Raw genomic sequence first — 16,574 nt, 5'->3', positions numbered from 1 at the left:
ATAGTATCGCACAAATAATTCAATCCTATTGTGCTTAATTCGTAAAATTTTAATATGTAATAATCCTTATTTTTTCACAAATTGTTCACATTTTAAAGCGTTTTCATCATTTTTCTTTAAAAAATTCTAAATTTTTAAAAAATCAAATATATTCTTTTGCTATTTATGCTTTTATAATAATCATAATAAAAAAGGATAATACAAACACAAATTATGTTTATATTATCCTTTACATGAGATCGCTTAATATTATCAATTCCATTAAATATATAAACTTCAAAAAATTAATAAAATTAATAGAACAATAAAAAATATAGTAGATGTGACAATCATAATTAGTTAAAGTTAAATGGTTGAACAACTAAATTATTAAGGGGAACAAATAAGTGAAAAAAGTTATTAATATTCTTATAATTGCAATTTTATCAGTCATTTTAATAGGCTTAATATTTTTTGGGGTAACTTTTGTAAAAGATACTTTAAGTCAAAATAATACTGTAGCTAAAAGTGAAAATAAAGATCACAAACAAGAAAAGAAAGACAACAATTCAAAAGAAAAGAGTAAAACTGAAAATAAAGATGTAAATTCAAGTGAAGTAGCCCAAAACAATAATAATCAAGCTACAACAGAAGAAACTCAAAATCAGCAAACGAACACTAATAAACAAAATCAACAAACTGCATCCACTTCAACTAATGAAGCTAAAACAAATGCTAGCGAGAAAGACCCAAATAATATCATGCACTTTGACACAAACGGAGACGGGGTAATTACTACGAGTGAAATGACACCAGAAGCATGGCAAGCAGCAAAAGAAGGAAAACTCCAACCAATGTCTGACAGAATGGCTGAATACGGAAAACAACAACTAGCTAAGAAAGAAGCTTCATATAACCAACCTAAAATGACACAAGAACAACTAGATAGTTTAACTAAAGATGAACAAGAAGGCATTGGTTATAATCCAAACAACCCTAGAGGTGACGTTGGTGGACCTGGTATGTCACCAGAACATGACGGTATTGGTGATGACGACGTAGATTTAAATTAATCCAAAATAAGCTAAGATACTAAATCAACGTATCTTAGCTTATTTTTTATTACATAATGTACTCAATCATTTTCATTAAAATTTCTTTATTTTGCGAAGGAATATCGTAGTTCATAATAGATTGCTCCGTATTCCCTAACACATCGCCCTCTATATACGCACGATCCGCTTCCACTATGTCTTTCAACGTGCCCTCAGTGGTTTCCATATGGAACTGCAAACCAATCACATTATCGTTATAAATAAATGCTTGGTTCTCACAATGCACCGAACTGTATAATTTCGTAGCCCCTTTCGGCAAGTCAAACGTTTCACCATGCCAATGTAGCACATTTAATTTTCTCGGCAAGAAATCGTACTGATTTGTCGCTTTCTGAATTTTACCAAATCCTACTTCTTTCCCCTTTTTATTTTGGAAAATGGTAGAACCCAACACCGACGCAATTAACTGTGCGCCTAAACATATACCAAGTATCGGCTTATTGTACTTAATCATAGAACGAATTAAATTCTTTTCTTGTGATAGCCACTCAATATCATCATTAACGCTCATAGGTCCACCTAAAATAATAAGTAAATCTATATCTGCGACAGCAGGTAGCTTGTAATCAGTCTCATATAATTTAACTACCTTCGCATCTAGCGTCTCTAATATACCCGGTTTCTCAAATGGGACATGTTGTAAAATATAAATGCTCATTCTATCCCTCCATCAATTAATCACTTTTTACATTATCAGTATACTCAATATTCCAAATAAGTGTGAGCTTAAAAGAAAAACTTACATTAGTGTAAGTCTGCTTATTATTAGTTGTTATAACTTATTTCGAGTGTTTACATAGTAATAGATTAAGAAATGAGAAGGAGGTAGCATATTGTGTCTTTAGGTATAATTGCTATAATCATAACAATAACTAGCATGAATATTATAGTAAAGGAGATTGGTTGTGAATAAAACGACTTTGAAAGATACCATTGAACAATTGTATAAGGATATATTAATCAACTTAGATACTAAAAAAATTAACAATTATTTTGCTACTAATTATATACAAACCACAGATCATCATACTTCAAATATTAAAGAATTCACTGAGCATTTAGAAAAACTCAAAGAAATAGTAACTAAATTATCAATTGATACTTTTAAAACAATGCTTATCGATGAATCTCAAAATATAGTTTTTCTTCGCTACGATGTTATTGTCGAGAAAAAAGATAGATTTGTTGGAAAAATAGAAGTATATGCAGAATTCATTTTTAATGAAGAAGGCAAAGTTATTACATGTAATGAACTAACTCAACCATACAATGAAAAATTGGAAGGCATCGGTAGTGTTAAATAGCTAAGATACTAATTTTAGTACCTTAGCTTACTTTATGTCATAGGAAATCAACAAAAATTGTTATCTCATATTTTCTTTTTCATATAAGCACTAAAATATATAAATACCAGTAATATCAATACAGAAACGATTAAGTAGATAAATTTTTGAGAATAATTAAGCAGTATACCAAACACTAAAAATGACACTGGCGTCAAAGATTGTACGATTGATTGATTTAATGACAAAACTCGACCTTTATATTGTTCATCAATTTGGTTTTGTAAATAAATTGAATAAGGGATATTACTTAAAGGTAATGCCGAGCCAATTACAAAATATACAATACCTATTAATACAAAAGCTAAATTATTTTGTATATTTAAAAACAAAGTCATACTGAGTATTAATACTGCAAGACATTGTAGAATAATCGAAGTTTGGAATGGTAATTTAAGTTTATTTTTAATTGGATATATTGAAAATACTAAAGAGATGAGAAACATGCCGATTGTTAATGAAGATTCAATCACACCAAATTGTTGTGAACTTAATTTCATAACTTGAATTGAAGTAATCGGGACACCAACTACTACCGAATTAATTAAAAAATTCAGGATTATAGCTACTAACATAAAGTTTAATAATGTTTTATTTTTCAATAGATATGAGAAACCAATTTTAAAATCTTGCTTTAAACTATTTTTATTTACTTCCATGACTCTATCTATTTTAATGGCCATAATAAATACCATTGCCAATAATTCTGTAATCACATTAATCAATGCTAAATATTCTATTTTTAAGATTGCAATCAATATTCCACCTAGAATTGGAGCTAAAAATCCAATCCCCACAGTATACATTTGTCTTAAAGAAATAAAACGTTCAATATCTTTTTCCGAGATATTTTTAATATTAGCATTTACAATGATACTTATTGCACCATCCGTTAAATTTAAAATGATACCTAGTAGAATAATGTAATAAAAGTAATGATTAAAAATGCATATAAATACACTCAAAGCAATTACATTTATAATTTGTGAGACAATAACTATTTTTTTATTGTTATACTTATCAGCATATACTCCAAATAACGGTTGACTTAACACAGTAGAAAGCACAATTATTGTTAAATACAATGTGTATACAGTCGGAGAGTGCGTATTTTTTAAAATATAAAATGCACAAGCGAAAGTAAAAATTTTAGAACCAATAGACGAAATGACATCAAATAATAATAAATTTATAGTCTGAATATTCATAGAAGCATCCTTTTCTATACAGCAGAAATATATATAAATATTACTATTTTACTGAAAATTGTCAATATTCTGTCTATTTAGATATAAAAAAGAATTTAGAGAAATATAGCTCTAAATTCTTAAAAACTATCATATTTTATCTCGATTTATTCCTTGCTTCTTCTTTTATGTCATTAAAATAAGCATCATCAAGATGATTAATTGTTAAATGTTCAATTTGGAGTGTGGTATGAGCTAACCCATAGTTTGTTTTTAATAATTCTTCAATTTGATTAATACTTTTATAAGCGTCTTCACTACGTTGACTATCTAAAACTACATGTGCACTTAATGAATATTGATCTATCGTAATTGCCCACAAATGAAATTCATGAACGTCTAATACGTTGGGCACAGATTTAATTGTTGCAATCACTTCATCTGTATCTAACTCTTTAGGCACTGCTTCCATTAATACCATCCATGCATTACGCATAATTTTATACCCACCACGAAAGATAATAATAGAGATAATCATACTTAGAATAGGGTCAAATAGCTGAATACCTGTAAAATGAATCAATAGTACTGCTACAATGACGCCTACTGAATTAAGTAAATCTCCCATAAAGTGCCATAACGCACTTTGAATATTGATATTGTTTTCACTTTTCAATGATCTCATTAAAATAATCGTAAGCACAATATTCACAATTAGCCCGATTGTCGCAATGACTATCATTAAATTACTTTCAACTTGTTGTGGATAGACTATGCGCATGATTGCTTCATAAAAAATCCACACAGAAATTGCTGCTAAGGCTAATCCATTTAAAAATGCTGCTAAAATTTCAAAGCGTAAATAACCATAAGTAAATCGTGAATTAGGCTTACGTTTCGCAAAATAGATGGCTAACATAGATAATACCAAGGCAACAACGTCACTCAACATATGAAATGAATCAGATAATAATGCTAGCGAATTTGATAATATACCACCTGTAAATTCGACTATAGTAAAGAAAATAGTAATAGCTAATGTAATCCACAATGTATGTTTAGACTGTTGTTGAACTTTACTATGTTCAATATGATGAAAATAGGTTTGTTTCATTCACTCACCTCCTTTATTGTGCATAAGTAATACTAGCTCCTAAATGACCCGCGATAATTAATAATATGAAACCAATGATAGTTAAAATAACTGTGGCGATACTGCTTGCTTTTCTATATTTAGTAAACCATGTCTCGATAAGCTGAGTAATAGTAGCCAGACCATAAGACATAAGCGCAAAAAGAGCAAACTTTTCATGTAAATGAACTAACTTTCTAACATGGTCGACGCCGTAGTGTTGCATTGCATAAAATTCGCCGCTATCTCCTAACATATAACTGACGACACCAAATATCATTCCTGTTATAAGTAGGACGGTTAATGTTCTAGCCAATTGAAATTTCTTGAAAAACAAATTGACGATAGCAATAATCGTTGCTAGTGATAATAATGCAATTGGAAAATGGACAAATAATGGATGTAATGGCATTTTCTTCAACTCCTCTAAATTTCTTAATACGTTAAATATAGAGAAGAAAACTGAAATGAAACTGAAGTTTTAAAGTTTAATAATAAATTTTGTGCCTTTTTCTAATTGTGATTCTACCTCAATCGTGCCCCCGTATTGGTAGATAATATTTCTTAAGAGTGACAGACCAATACCAGAACCTTTCATTCCTTTATCTACTTGATAGAAACGTTGAAAAATTTTATCTTGTTCTGCCTTATCAATGCCTTTACCATTATCAGAAACTTCTATTTGTAGCCCATTCATTGTTTTAAAAGCACTTACATTCACTTGAACATTACTCGAATTATGATGAAAAGCATTTTCCAACAAAATATTTAATATTTGTTTAGCGTGTAAAGGTTTAATTGTAAACGTTAATTGAGATTGGTATCTTCTTTGAATCGTTGTCTGATAAACGTTTTCTGTAGTAGCAATGATTTCATCAAAGATTTTAGAAATATCAACACTTTCTGCTTTATCATTATCGATATTATCTTGTAGCATTGTTTCAATTAATTGTTGCATATAGGAAACCTCTATCTTCATTTGAGATAGCGTATTTTGTCCTTCTTCAGACAAATGGTTTTTATCAAGCATTTCTAAATATTGCGTACCTAACAGTAAAGAAGCAATCGGCGTCTTCATTTCATGAGAGGCATTTTGAACAAAAGTTTGCTGTTCTTCCATAAGCTTTTCATATACAATCACTGGACGGCGAGCTAAATAATAAGCCATAGCTATCATTAATATAAATGTGAAAATAAATGCAATTAATAACTCACGATTAAGAAACTGTTTTGTTTCATAAAAGTCACGTACATTCGTTAAGCTATATAATGTTCTATTGTTAGAAAGTTGCGTAGTTCTTATATCAAATATTCCTTTATGACTTTCATCTACATGTGGAGTCTTCACTTTATCTACAAATCGATGTTTCAGCTCTTCTTCAGTAAAGGGCGTATGATTATCCTCTACCGTTTTACCATTCATAATAAAGAAACTATGCCCTTCATTTACTTTATTATTATGCTCAATAGCATACTTCACGCTAGCCGTTTGCCCTTCAGCCGTCTCATTGATTTCATGATTAACATCCCAACTAAACATTAAGATAATACTGATAAATAAAGCAATAAGTAATAATATTAATAACGTCGTATAGCGTAAAAACGCCTTCCAAAAATGATATTGCTTCATGACATAACTTCCAATTTATAGCCCACGCCACGTATACTTTTAATTTCTATAGTAGCTTTCACTTTTTTGAGCTTTTTCCGTAAAATTTTCACCAATACATCGACATTGTTATTCGTAACGACTTGATCAATATTCCATATTTTCTCAATAATTAGCTCTTTAGATACAATTTTATTCAGAAAAAGAAGTTCCAACAATTGGTACTCCTTTTGAGAAAAACCTATAACCTCATCATTTACCGTAAATTGATGTTGTTGATAGTAATAGATGATATTACCTAACTGTTTTGTATTGGATTGTAACGAAGTAGCTCTTTTCATCACGGCTAAAATGCGTGCCTCTAACTCCTCAAATTCAAAGGGCTTAGTCACGTAATCATCAGCTCCCACCGTTAAACCTGTTACTTTATCAGCAGTTTGCGATTTAGCAGTCAACATAATAATTGGAACATTAATATTTTCATTTCGAATTTGTTCTATAATTTCAATCCCACTTTGATTGGGCAACATCCAATCTACTAACAAAATGTCATAACTGTTGAAAGCTAGATACTCCATCACTTCATCTCCAGTCTTTAACCAATCTACTTGATAACGCTTCATTACCAGCATTTTCTTAGTTAATTCGCCAATCATAGCATTATCTTCTATTAACAGTACTTTCACAATACGCCAACTCCATCATTCATTTCTTACATTAAAGTGTACAGTATGAAAATCTATATGCAATCTATTTTGTAGTATGTTCCTGCCTAGCCATTTTTAATTTTTTATAAATATTGCTCATGAAGAAATTCAAATTATAATATCAGCAAATTTAGTTGCTACCTACTTGTTAATATTCAATTATTGGAAAAACTTTTTAGACTACGCGTAGACACCTCTCACTAACGTTATAACTAATCAAATTCCTTTTGTATAAGTTCACCATTTGTGGTAATATCATCATGCATAAAAATTGAGATATTAATAAAGAAGAAGGTTTAAATATATTATGAAAGAAAATTTTTGGAGTGAATTGCCACGTCCATTTTTTATTTTGGCACCTATGGAAGACGTGACAGATATCGTCTTTCGTCACGTGGTTAGTGAAGCAGCTAGACCAGACGTCTTCTTCACTGAGTTTACAAATACAGAAAGCTTTTGTCATCCTGAAGGCATCCACAGCGTTCGTGGACGTTTAACATTCAGTGAAGATGAACAGCCAATGGTCGCACATATATGGGGCGACAAGCCAGAGCAATTCCGAGAAATGAGTATCGGTTTAGCAGAAATGGGCTTTAAAGGCATTGATTTAAACATGGGCTGTCCCGTAGCCAATGTTGCAAAAAAAGGTAAAGGTTCAGGATTAATTCTCCGACCTGAAGTTGCAGCTGAAATCATTCAAGCTTCTAAAGCAGGTGGCTTACCAGTAAGCGTTAAAACACGTCTAGGTTACTATGAAATAGATGAGTGGAAAGAATGGTTAAAACACGTCTTTAGACAAGACATCGCAAACCTATCTATTCACCTTCGTACACGTAAAGAAATGAGTAAAGTAGATGCACACTGGGAATTAATCTCAGCCATTAAAGAAATGCGCAACGAAATCGCACCTAACACATTATTAACTATCAACGGCGATATCCCAGATAGACAGAAAGGTCTAGAACTTGCTAACAAATATGGTATTGACGGTGTAATGATCGGTAGAGGCATCTTCCATAATCCTTTTGCCTTTGAAAAAGAACCCCACGAACATACAAGCAAAGAACTACTAGACTTATTCAGATTGCATTTAACATTGTTTGAAAAGCATTCCACTGAAGAAACACAACAATTCAAAGCTCTACGCAGATTCTTCAAAATCTACGTACGTGGCATTAAAGGCGCAAGCCAACTACGCCACCAATTGATGAGCACTGAAACAGTAGACGAAGCTCGTGCATTATTAGACGAATTTGAAGCTCAAATGGACGAAGCATAAAACACTTAACACACTACGCTCTTCATCATTAATACGAAGTTTAAATAAACAGTTAACTCCCCCTACTATTTCAAAAGTGGGGGGAGTTATTTTCTTTTATTAATTCCTACTCCTTTTTCTACATTTTCTTATTTCTCATAACATCTTAAATTTTATTAATGATAATTTTTTTATTAAAAAAATTAAAAATATAGTAGATATGCCATTGATAAAAAGATAAAATTAAATTATTAATTTTATAAATAAAGGAGTTATATATGCATAAAGTTATCAATATACTAATTATTGCAATTCTATCAGTTATTTTCATTGGGTTAGTTTTATTTGGGGTAAACTTCGCAAAAAACGCTCTGTTTCAAGATGACAACGTAACTAAAAATAAAGAAGTCAAAAAAGATAAAAAAGAAAATGTAGAAGCTAATAATACGAAAGAGAGTAACACTAATAATCAAAGCACTAGCGAAAATAATGCTTCAACTGAAACACCAAATACTGATGTCTCTCAAGTGAGTAATACACAAGAAAACAATACTCAACAAACCTACTCTAATGAAATCAATACAACCCAAAGCCCAGCGAACCAAGAAGAACCTCCTGGCAAAAACAATTTTAATCAAGCAGCTGTAGATAAATCACTTGATGAAGCAGCACAAAATTTAGATCAATTTGATGCAGATGGAGATGGCAAAATCGAAGATAGTGAAAGAACCACTACAACAGATTTATTAGAATCTCAAGGAAGATTGACTATCTCAAATGATGATAATGAGGAAGAATAATAATGAAAGTAATAATTAAAATTTTAAGTGGCTTAATCATATTAACTGTACTAGGTATTTCGGGTCTTTTTGGTTATTCTAAATTTAAAGAAACTGAAGATTTAAAAAAGCAACTCACGGAACAAAAAACAGATCAAGCTAATGCCGGTACAATTTCAGACGACCAAAATAATGAAAATCAAGCTGTAAGTTCAAATACTAATATTTCAACATCTAATAATGAAGTAAATCATAATACTTCAAATACTAAAGTTAATCGCAATAATGTGTTTGACTATGTTATTAAAGCTATTAATGACAGTGGTGGTGATGCTTCGCTAATAACTTTCCAAGAACCGACGTATAATTCTAGCACCGACACTTGGAATATTGTTGCAAATAATAAATCAGGGGCTGGAGCTACTTACAAAATATTCGTAGATAGTTCTGGGCATGTCATAATGACTGAGGGAATAGATGATGATGTAGTGATTGATGAGGACATTTCTTTAAACTAATAATATAGCTATTTATCATATCAAAATAAAATTGGACTAGTGATTTTTCGTCACTAGTCCAATTTGTTATAAAATCTATTTAAATATAAAGGAACATTAATTAGCGAATGATGATACCTGTATCTGTCGTTTCAATCGTTGAACGTTTAGGTGCTTTAAACATTTTCCAAACCCAATAAAAGTCTCCTATACAACATCCCGCATGAAATGTAGCAAAGAAGAAAAAGAGACCGCGTGGAAACCACCCTAAAAATAAAGTAATGATAAATATCGTTGTAATAATTACAAAAGGCGCGATGCTACTAATTGTGAAAGTTAATGGTGTAAACGTTCCACCTGGTATTGCACAATAAAGCATACCTTTAGTTGCCCCAAAATAAACTTTATTCTTAGGTGAAAAGATTTTAAAGAATAATCCGTGAATACACTCATGTATTGCAAACATAACTATTAAGAGAATAATTATAAAAAATACATTAAATAATAATGAATCAAAAAATTTAGGGGTATCTACCAATTTCATAATTAAATAGAATATAATGCCAAACACGACAAAACTAATATAAGAGTACACTGCAAGTTTATTAGCTAATTTTTTATCTTCTAATATATTAATTTCTTCCAAAGGTAACGCTCCTTTTTTGAATTATGTTCATATTACAATTCTTTTTCAATTTCTCAAAATTTAGTTCGATGATAAGAGAGTTTTATGTGTTAGTACTCACTCTGTCCAGGTACTACATCACCAATGATTGGATCCTTTAAATTTTCAAATTTAATTTTCTTTGATAAACAATCCTCACTCAATAAAGGCGTATTCATCACTTGAAAATGAATGTGGGGTTCAGAAGAATGACCTGAATTACCACATTTACCTAGAATGTCACCACTTTTAACACTTTGACCAGGCGTTACTAATATAGAGTTGTGCATAAAATGTGCTATCAAACTATACTCTTGTTCTCCGTGACGAATGATGACGTAATTTCCAGTCACCTGATTTTCATTCATCATTCCAGGTTGATTATCTTTAACGCTATTACGCACATCAACAATCACACCAGAGCGTGGAGCAACAATTGTTTGTTCAAACGCAAAATAATCTTCATTAATAGTGCCATCATTTAGATATGTCTTATTTTCTTTTTCAATTAGCAAGTCATAAGCATACTTTTGAGCTGGAATATTACTATGATAGTTCGTTATTAAGGTATCACCACCCCAAACAACTTTCCATTCTCTATCTATAGGCATGAAATAGTTAAAATCTGTAAAGAATTGTTCTTGTTCTTTATTTAGGGGTAAGAGTAATAAACCTAATATCTTAGTAGTTGATTTATGAATAGTTATAGCAACACCCCAGTTATTATCTTTACTTAAATATATATAGCGTATTGAATCATTCAACTCTAATTGATTAAACAATTCATGTGAATGCCCCTTATATTTCAAGATAATCTTTTTTAGTTGTCGCTTTTTAATTTTACTTTTAAATTCTTCATCAAGACTTTGATAAATCATTTTATATTTATTATTTTCAATACAATTTATATAATCACTTACTTTGATAATAAAACCTCCAATAATCAAATAGACTCAATCTAAATTGAATGATTAATCTAATTAGTGATAATACTTTTTGTACTAAACCTATTAAATTTTAACATAATAAAATAATTACTTTTATTATACATATCTTTTTTACAATTGTATTACAAATCTAAGTATTAAATGTTATACTATAAACCGAAATAGTTAATTATTTTAATTTTTAATAATAATTAATTACTGTTTCGTTTTACATATTAATTTTTTAAAAAATTCAGGAGGATCCACTAATGAAAAAACTTTTGGCATTCTTATTTGCATCGACGTTAATCTTAGGTGCATGTAGTTTTGGTGACATGTCTGGCAAGTCATCAGACAGTGATACAGCAAAAAAATCTTCAGAAAGCAAAAAAGAAGATTCTAGTAACAGTTCCTCTTCAGACAGCGAAGATTCTAATGACACAGATTCTGTAGATGTAGATTCATCTTCAGATAATGAAAAAAAATCTGAATCAAAATTTGAAAATGACACTTTAACAAGTAAAGACTTTGACATCAAAATTGAAAAAACAGAAATCGTAGAAGCAAGCAAATATGCTGAAGATGACAATCCTAACCTTGCCATTGTTTACAGCGTAACAAACAAAAATGACAAAAAAGAATTAACTGCAAACAGTGCATTCTTCAGTAGTTTCGATGCTTACCAAGACTCTAAAAATGTGAAAAGATCACTAAAATCTGGCGACGGTTATGACAGCGAATTAGATAGAAAATATGGTGAAAACGACACTGATGAAATCAATAAAGGTGGTACAGTTAAAGCCGTAAAATTCTATAAATTAAAAGACACTAAAACACCTGTAACAATCCAAGTTAAAGATCCAGATGACTATAGCAATGATCACCTTGCTAAAAAAGAAATTGAACTTAAATAATCACGCACTACCACATGCGTCTTACTTAAGTTGAAATCAATCTTTCAATGCTTATCCCTTACGTAATGTAGAGGATAAGCATTTTTTATTCACACTGCTAAGAAGTAAGAAATACAATCCTACTTTTGCTCAAATCTTAAACGTTTGTCTCACGTTCTCTACTAACTTTTATTTATTCTTAATTTTAGAATATTCATTTGCAACTACTCTTATAATAATCATTCCTAGCCCCATCACAGTTGTTAATAAATAAGAGAGACCTCCTATATTTTTCCACATTATACTACCGTATTTATAAGTCACTAATCCCTCATCTGTATAAATCTTTGTATTACGATCTATTAAAAGTAATAAGCTATAATCTAACGTCAGAGCTATCACAATGCACCATAATACAATTTTGAAAGTAACTAAACCTTTCTTCCCTTTAAAATTTGGTAAAAATATCAACGCATAAGGGCACAAATAAATAACAAATATTAAACCCAACGTTATTAATATTAATAGAAAATAAGTCCCATTAATTAAATAGTAATAAAATATTTGTTTAACACCTAACGTGACTAAAATAAAAATAATTACTGACAATAGGTACTTTAAATCTCCATTTAATTTTCGATTTAAACGTTCATATTTGTTAAGGTTATTTGATCTTTTTAAAATTAATTTACTTATCAATCTAATTATCAAAAAACAAAGCCCCGTCGTTATGAGAAATATTGTAAACAGTATTACTAGCAAAGTCATCCATAGTCATCTCGCTTTCTTTATCTTTAAGAAAAGTATTTCATTTAAATATCATTAAGTCAAAATTATATTTATTACAGTATATTGCCATTACACTTTATTAAAATCTCAATATTTTAAATTTATAAACTCCCTAACCTTTTTAAGTTTGAATATCGTCATTGACAATGATAAAAATTAATGTAATCATTAAAACGTAATAATTACGATTTAGGAGAGGTAGAAATGTATAAAAAAAGTTTAATACTATTTTTCATAGCAATTTTAACGTTGTCACTTGCAGCTTGTGGCAATAAAGATAATGATGATACTTCATCTGACCATAAAGGTAAACTTGAAGTTAGAACGACTGTTTACCCATTGAAATCATTTGCCCAACAAATTGGTGGTAAATATGTCGATGTTAAATCTGTATATCCTAACGGTGTAGACCCACATACATATGATCCAAGTCAAAAACAAATGGTAGATATTGGCAAATCAGACCTATTTTTCTACACAGGCGATAACTTAGATCCAGTTGCGAAAAAAATCGCCAGCTCAATTAATGATAAAGATAAGACAGTATCATTAGAATCATCTTTAGATAAGGATAAAGATTTATTAAAAGGTGAGGAACACGAACATGAGCATGAGCACGAGCACGAAGGACATGAACATCACCACCACGGTAAATACGATCCACACATTTGGTTAGACCCTGTAGTCAGTCAAAAATTTGCAAAAGAAATCAAGGAAGAATTAGTGAAGAAAGACAGTAAGCATAAAGCGTATTACGAAGATAATTACAAACAGTTAGTTAAAGATTTAAAAGACTTAGACACAGACATGAAACAAGCAGTTAAAGGTAATGAAGATAAAACAGTTTATATTTCTCATGATTCACTTGGCTATTTAGCAAACCGCTATAACTTCAAACAAGAAGGTATTGAAAACATGAACGCTGAAGATCCAAGTCAAAAAGATTTAACAAATATTGTTAAACAAATTAAGAAAGACCACGTGAAATATATCTTAACTGAAGAAAATGTTTCACATAAAGTTGCTGACACAGTTAGAAAAGAAACAAATGCAAAAACACTTAAATTCTACAATATGGGTTCACATACAAAACAGCAAGATAACGACAAAAATACCTACCAATCATTCATGAAAGAAAATATTAAAACACTTAAAAAAGCACTTGAAAATAAATAATATACATTCCACATACATTATTTAAGTAACTCACAAAATATTAAAAAAAAGCTATGAAGAAATCTATATGACCATAGAGTTCTTCATAGCTTTTAGTAGTTGTGAAATGAAATAAATGATTTAACTATAACTTTAAACTTATGCTACAAAATGACCAATCATAACAGACTGAACTTTGCCATTGTTAGTGTAGAAAGCTATACCATAATGTTGTTTATAAGGATTATATACATATACTTTTAAACCTTTAGCACTAGTCGCTAATTTCAATTTATTTCCATATGCATTCATCAATTGTTTTGTTGTCAATTTACCATTCACTTTAAATGTTACATATCTTGCTACTGTTCCTTTAGAATTTGTAATTGCAAATGTTTGGTCGTATTTTTGAACATTCTTAATTGCATTAGGAAGCGCTTGTTTACCAGTTGTATAAGGAATTTTCACACCATTCATTTTAAAATTGTCATATTTTAAAGAATTAATAAATGTTTGGTTTAAAACGAAAGAAGGCGTACCTTTTGCTGCATAACCATTATAAGTATAATAAGGTGTAACAGTTTGATTTTGAGCTGCATGTGCTTCGTTTACTTGAAAGTTATCAATTGAATATCCAACCCCAAATAATGTTCCAAATGCTACGACAGATGCCATTGTAATCTTAGTCATTTTTTTCATAATTCATTCTCCTTTTTATATGAATTGAATAGTAGCAAGATGATCGTTTTATTACTATTCGATTACAATGTTACAATTATATTACAAAGTATGCAATATTATATTATATAAAGTTTTGTGAATTTTATATGAAACTTGTAAATAAATAGATTTCGTAGGCTTATTCCTTATTCTTTCATTTATTGTTCTTCCGATTGATTTGATGTCGCTTCTTCCTTTTGTGCACGCTTTGTCGCCACAATTTTGATAATAATCACTGCCACACCTAATAAGGAAGCTAGTAAATAAGATGCACCACCTAATTCTTTAAAAAGTAAACTTCCCTCTGTATAGCCAACACCACCTTCATCAGTATATATTTTATTATTAGTATCCAACATGATTTCAATGCCATATACTGTAGTGCCTGCCATGATTACAATCCACGGAATCGTCTTCAGAAATCCCCAATATTTGTTTCTCTTGAAAAAAGGTAAGAAAATCATAAAATACGGAAATAGAATAAATATCAAGGCAAAACCAACTGTAAATATAATAATCCAGAAGAAACCCGTCGCAATTAAATAATAACTGAGAACTTGCATGACCCCTAACGTCACTAAAATAAAGAAAACGAAACTCAATAGATATTTTAGAGGCCCATCCAATTTTGTAGCAATTTTGTCATATGTATCTAATTTTTCTGATTTACGATAAATGAGTGAGCTTAACCCTTTAATCATCACAAAATAAAGAATAGCGATAATCGTAAATATTATTAAATCTTTTCCAAAAAGACCCGCCATACTCAGTGTAAACATCATCAAATCACTTATCGGATCCACGGGTGGCGTTTCTACAGCATAATCCCCAAAAATGAACATATTATTGTCTCCTTCTTTTAGAATAATTAATTATTTTATTGCTTATCTAATGTTTGATATGTAATACAAGCTTGTATATATAAGGCTAACCATACCTCATCAGGATATTTACCATTATTATTTACTTCAATCTGATTTTGTTCTCCACGCTTTTTTGTTGTTTTACTTTTTTTATAATCTAACCCCGTACGTTTAGCTGACAACATAACATTACCATGCTCATCCTTAATCACAGTAGAATGAAATCGATCAGGATTCTCAAAGCGATAACTTTCCTTTGCTTTATTGACAAAGCTATACGGGAATAGACGTGTGAACCCGCCCTCTTTAAACATTTTATCTTTTTTAAAAGTGCCTATCTCTTCTCCATCTAAAAGTACTCGATACATAGCAGAATTAGTAAAACCTTCCAAGCGTTCTATAATAACCGAATGATCATCAGATCTAACTTGTGTACCATGTAATGGTTTCAAACCAAACATACTTCTCATCTTTTGACTATTATCTTTGTAATATGGGATATGACATAATCTCTCTTTACCATAAATAGGAATATACTGATTATCTAAAATCATACCCGGCGCTTGGTAAAAATATTTCCCATCACCATATCCACTATGATCAATTTGATCCAACTTATCCTCACTGAAAGTTTGTTGAGATTTTTTTCTAATCGCATTAATAATTAAATAACCCGTGCCTAAAATGACGAGTAATACAATTAAACTTGTGATTTTCATGTTAAACTCCTTAAATTTTGACTTTATAAATAATTAATCACATTCTTATCATACAATTCTTTTCCTTTTTTAAAAGTGGTATAACCAAAGAATTTTAGAAAAAATTTAATTTTTAATTAAAATTAATAAATTATATCTTTTACCCTGTCGATACAAGAAACAATATCATTAAGGGAAGACTCACCTGATAGTGACCGAAGTCTGCCTTCCCTTAAAAACTAATTTTTGAATAAATAAAT

The 16,574-nt window shown here is 30.2% G+C and carries 19 protein-coding genes; 7 read left to right on the top strand and 12 right to left on the bottom strand.

The genetic code is table 11. The annotated features are described in order from the left end of the window. Positions 1-386 precede the first annotated feature (386 nt). A complete protein-coding gene (locus MT340_RS00305; RefSeq protein WP_243588270.1) occupies positions 387-1,052 on the top strand; it encodes a hypothetical protein in 666 nt (221 codons plus the stop codon). Between the two features lie 49 nt (positions 1,053-1,101). On the opposite strand, the gene MT340_RS00300 is transcribed toward MT340_RS00305, so the two are convergent. Beyond that, positions 1,102-1,752, bottom strand: coding sequence for a type 1 glutamine amidotransferase (locus MT340_RS00300; protein WP_243588269.1), 651 nt, complete (start codon positions 1,750-1,752; stop codon positions 1,102-1,104). A 247-nt stretch (positions 1,753-1,999) separates the two neighbouring features. On the opposite strand from MT340_RS00300, the gene MT340_RS00295 reads away from it, so the two are divergent. Continuing rightward, positions 2,000-2,398 (top strand): nuclear transport factor 2 family protein, encoded by a 399-nt coding sequence (locus MT340_RS00295; RefSeq protein ID WP_243603458.1) that lies wholly within the window; start codon positions 2,000-2,002, stop codon positions 2,396-2,398. A gap of 65 nt (positions 2,399-2,463) precedes the next feature. On the opposite strand, the gene MT340_RS00290 is transcribed toward MT340_RS00295, so the two are convergent. The 5 genes from MT340_RS00290 to MT340_RS00270 all read right to left on the bottom strand — a co-directional run bounded on the left by MT340_RS00290 (position 2,464) and on the right by MT340_RS00270 (position 7,051). Beyond that, entirely contained in the window at positions 2,464-3,645 is a 1,182-nt protein-coding gene (locus tag MT340_RS00290) for an MFS transporter (protein WP_243588267.1), read from the bottom strand. A gap of 136 nt (positions 3,646-3,781) precedes the next feature. Beyond that, positions 3,782-4,738: a cation diffusion facilitator family transporter gene (locus MT340_RS00285; RefSeq protein ID WP_243588266.1), complete on the bottom strand. Its 957-nt coding sequence runs from the start codon at positions 4,736-4,738 to the stop codon at positions 3,782-3,784. 13 nt (positions 4,739-4,751) lie between these two features. Continuing rightward, the gene (locus MT340_RS00280; protein ID WP_243588265.1) at positions 4,752-5,168 is read right to left on the bottom strand and encodes a DUF2231 domain-containing protein; all 417 of its coding nucleotides are present in this window, start codon (positions 5,166-5,168) and stop codon (positions 4,752-4,754) included. A gap of 69 nt (positions 5,169-5,237) precedes the next feature. Further along, complete coding sequence (locus tag MT340_RS00275; RefSeq protein WP_243588264.1) at positions 5,238-6,386, bottom strand: sensor histidine kinase; 1,149 nt, start codon at positions 6,384-6,386, stop codon at positions 5,238-5,240. Next, on the bottom strand, positions 6,383-7,051 hold the full coding sequence (locus tag MT340_RS00270) for a response regulator transcription factor (RefSeq protein ID WP_243588263.1): 669 nt from the start codon (positions 7,049-7,051) through the stop codon (positions 6,383-6,385). Before MT340_RS00270 ends, MT340_RS00275 begins: the two co-directional genes overlap by 4 nt. Positions 7,052-7,379: 328 nt before the next feature. Between MT340_RS00270 and MT340_RS00265 the strand changes: the two genes are divergently transcribed. The 3 genes from MT340_RS00265 (at position 7,380) to MT340_RS00255 (ending at position 9,627) form a co-directional block, all read left to right on the top strand. Continuing rightward, positions 7,380-8,351: a tRNA dihydrouridine synthase gene (locus MT340_RS00265; RefSeq protein WP_243588262.1), complete on the top strand. Its 972-nt coding sequence runs from the start codon at positions 7,380-7,382 to the stop codon at positions 8,349-8,351. A 257-nt stretch (positions 8,352-8,608) separates the two neighbouring features. Beyond that, positions 8,609-9,130, top strand: a complete 522-nt coding sequence (locus tag MT340_RS00260) for a hypothetical protein (protein WP_243588261.1) — start codon at positions 8,609-8,611, stop codon at positions 9,128-9,130. Positions 9,131-9,132: 2 nt separating this feature from the next. Then, complete coding sequence (locus MT340_RS00255) at positions 9,133-9,627, top strand: hypothetical protein (protein ID WP_243588260.1); 495 nt, start codon at positions 9,133-9,135, stop codon at positions 9,625-9,627. A 100-nt stretch (positions 9,628-9,727) separates the two neighbouring features. On the opposite strand, the gene MT340_RS00250 is transcribed toward MT340_RS00255, so the two are convergent. Both MT340_RS00250 and MT340_RS00245 read right to left on the bottom strand, forming a co-directional pair. Next, the gene (locus MT340_RS00250) at positions 9,728-10,252 is read right to left on the bottom strand and encodes a DUF3267 domain-containing protein (protein WP_243588259.1); all 525 of its coding nucleotides are present in this window, start codon (positions 10,250-10,252) and stop codon (positions 9,728-9,730) included. An 89-nt stretch (positions 10,253-10,341) separates the two neighbouring features. Then, the gene (locus MT340_RS00245; protein ID WP_243614883.1) at positions 10,342-11,148 is read right to left on the bottom strand and encodes a M23 family metallopeptidase; all 807 of its coding nucleotides are present in this window, start codon (positions 11,146-11,148) and stop codon (positions 10,342-10,344) included. Positions 11,149-11,465: 317 nt separating this feature from the next. On the opposite strand from MT340_RS00245, the gene MT340_RS00240 reads away from it, so the two are divergent. Then, a complete protein-coding gene (locus tag MT340_RS00240) occupies positions 11,466-12,110 on the top strand; it encodes a DUF5067 domain-containing protein (RefSeq protein WP_243588257.1) in 645 nt (214 codons plus the stop codon). A 168-nt stretch (positions 12,111-12,278) separates the two neighbouring features. Here MT340_RS00240 and MT340_RS00235 read toward each other — a convergent pair whose 3' ends face one another. Continuing rightward, on the bottom strand, positions 12,279-12,800 hold the full coding sequence (locus MT340_RS00235) for a hypothetical protein (RefSeq protein ID WP_284120863.1): 522 nt from the start codon (positions 12,798-12,800) through the stop codon (positions 12,279-12,281). A gap of 282 nt (positions 12,801-13,082) precedes the next feature. Here MT340_RS00235 and MT340_RS00230 point away from each other — a divergent pair, with 282 nt between their 5' ends. Continuing rightward, positions 13,083-14,054: a metal ABC transporter solute-binding protein, Zn/Mn family gene (locus MT340_RS00230; RefSeq protein WP_243588255.1), complete on the top strand. Its 972-nt coding sequence runs from the start codon at positions 13,083-13,085 to the stop codon at positions 14,052-14,054. Between the two features lie 138 nt (positions 14,055-14,192). Here the strand turns inward: MT340_RS00230 and isaB are convergent, their stop codons facing one another. The 3 genes from isaB to MT340_RS00215 form a co-directional block, all read right to left on the bottom strand. Then, on the bottom strand, positions 14,193-14,732 hold the full coding sequence (gene isaB, locus MT340_RS00225; RefSeq protein ID WP_243588254.1) for an immunodominant staphylococcal antigen IsaB family protein: 540 nt from the start codon (positions 14,730-14,732) through the stop codon (positions 14,193-14,195). 179 nt (positions 14,733-14,911) lie between these two features. After that, entirely contained in the window at positions 14,912-15,595 is a 684-nt protein-coding gene (locus tag MT340_RS00220; protein WP_243588253.1) for a hypothetical protein, read from the bottom strand. Positions 15,596-15,630: 35 nt separating this feature from the next. After that, entirely contained in the window at positions 15,631-16,335 is a 705-nt protein-coding gene (locus tag MT340_RS00215) for a hypothetical protein (RefSeq protein ID WP_243603456.1), read from the bottom strand. Positions 16,336-16,574: the final 239 nt, after the last annotated feature.

This window comes from Staphylococcus sp. NRL 16/872 (assembly GCF_022815905.2).
Classification (GTDB): Bacteria; Bacillota; Bacilli; order Staphylococcales; family Staphylococcaceae; genus Staphylococcus.
This window is presented reverse-complemented; position numbering and strand designations above follow the sequence as displayed.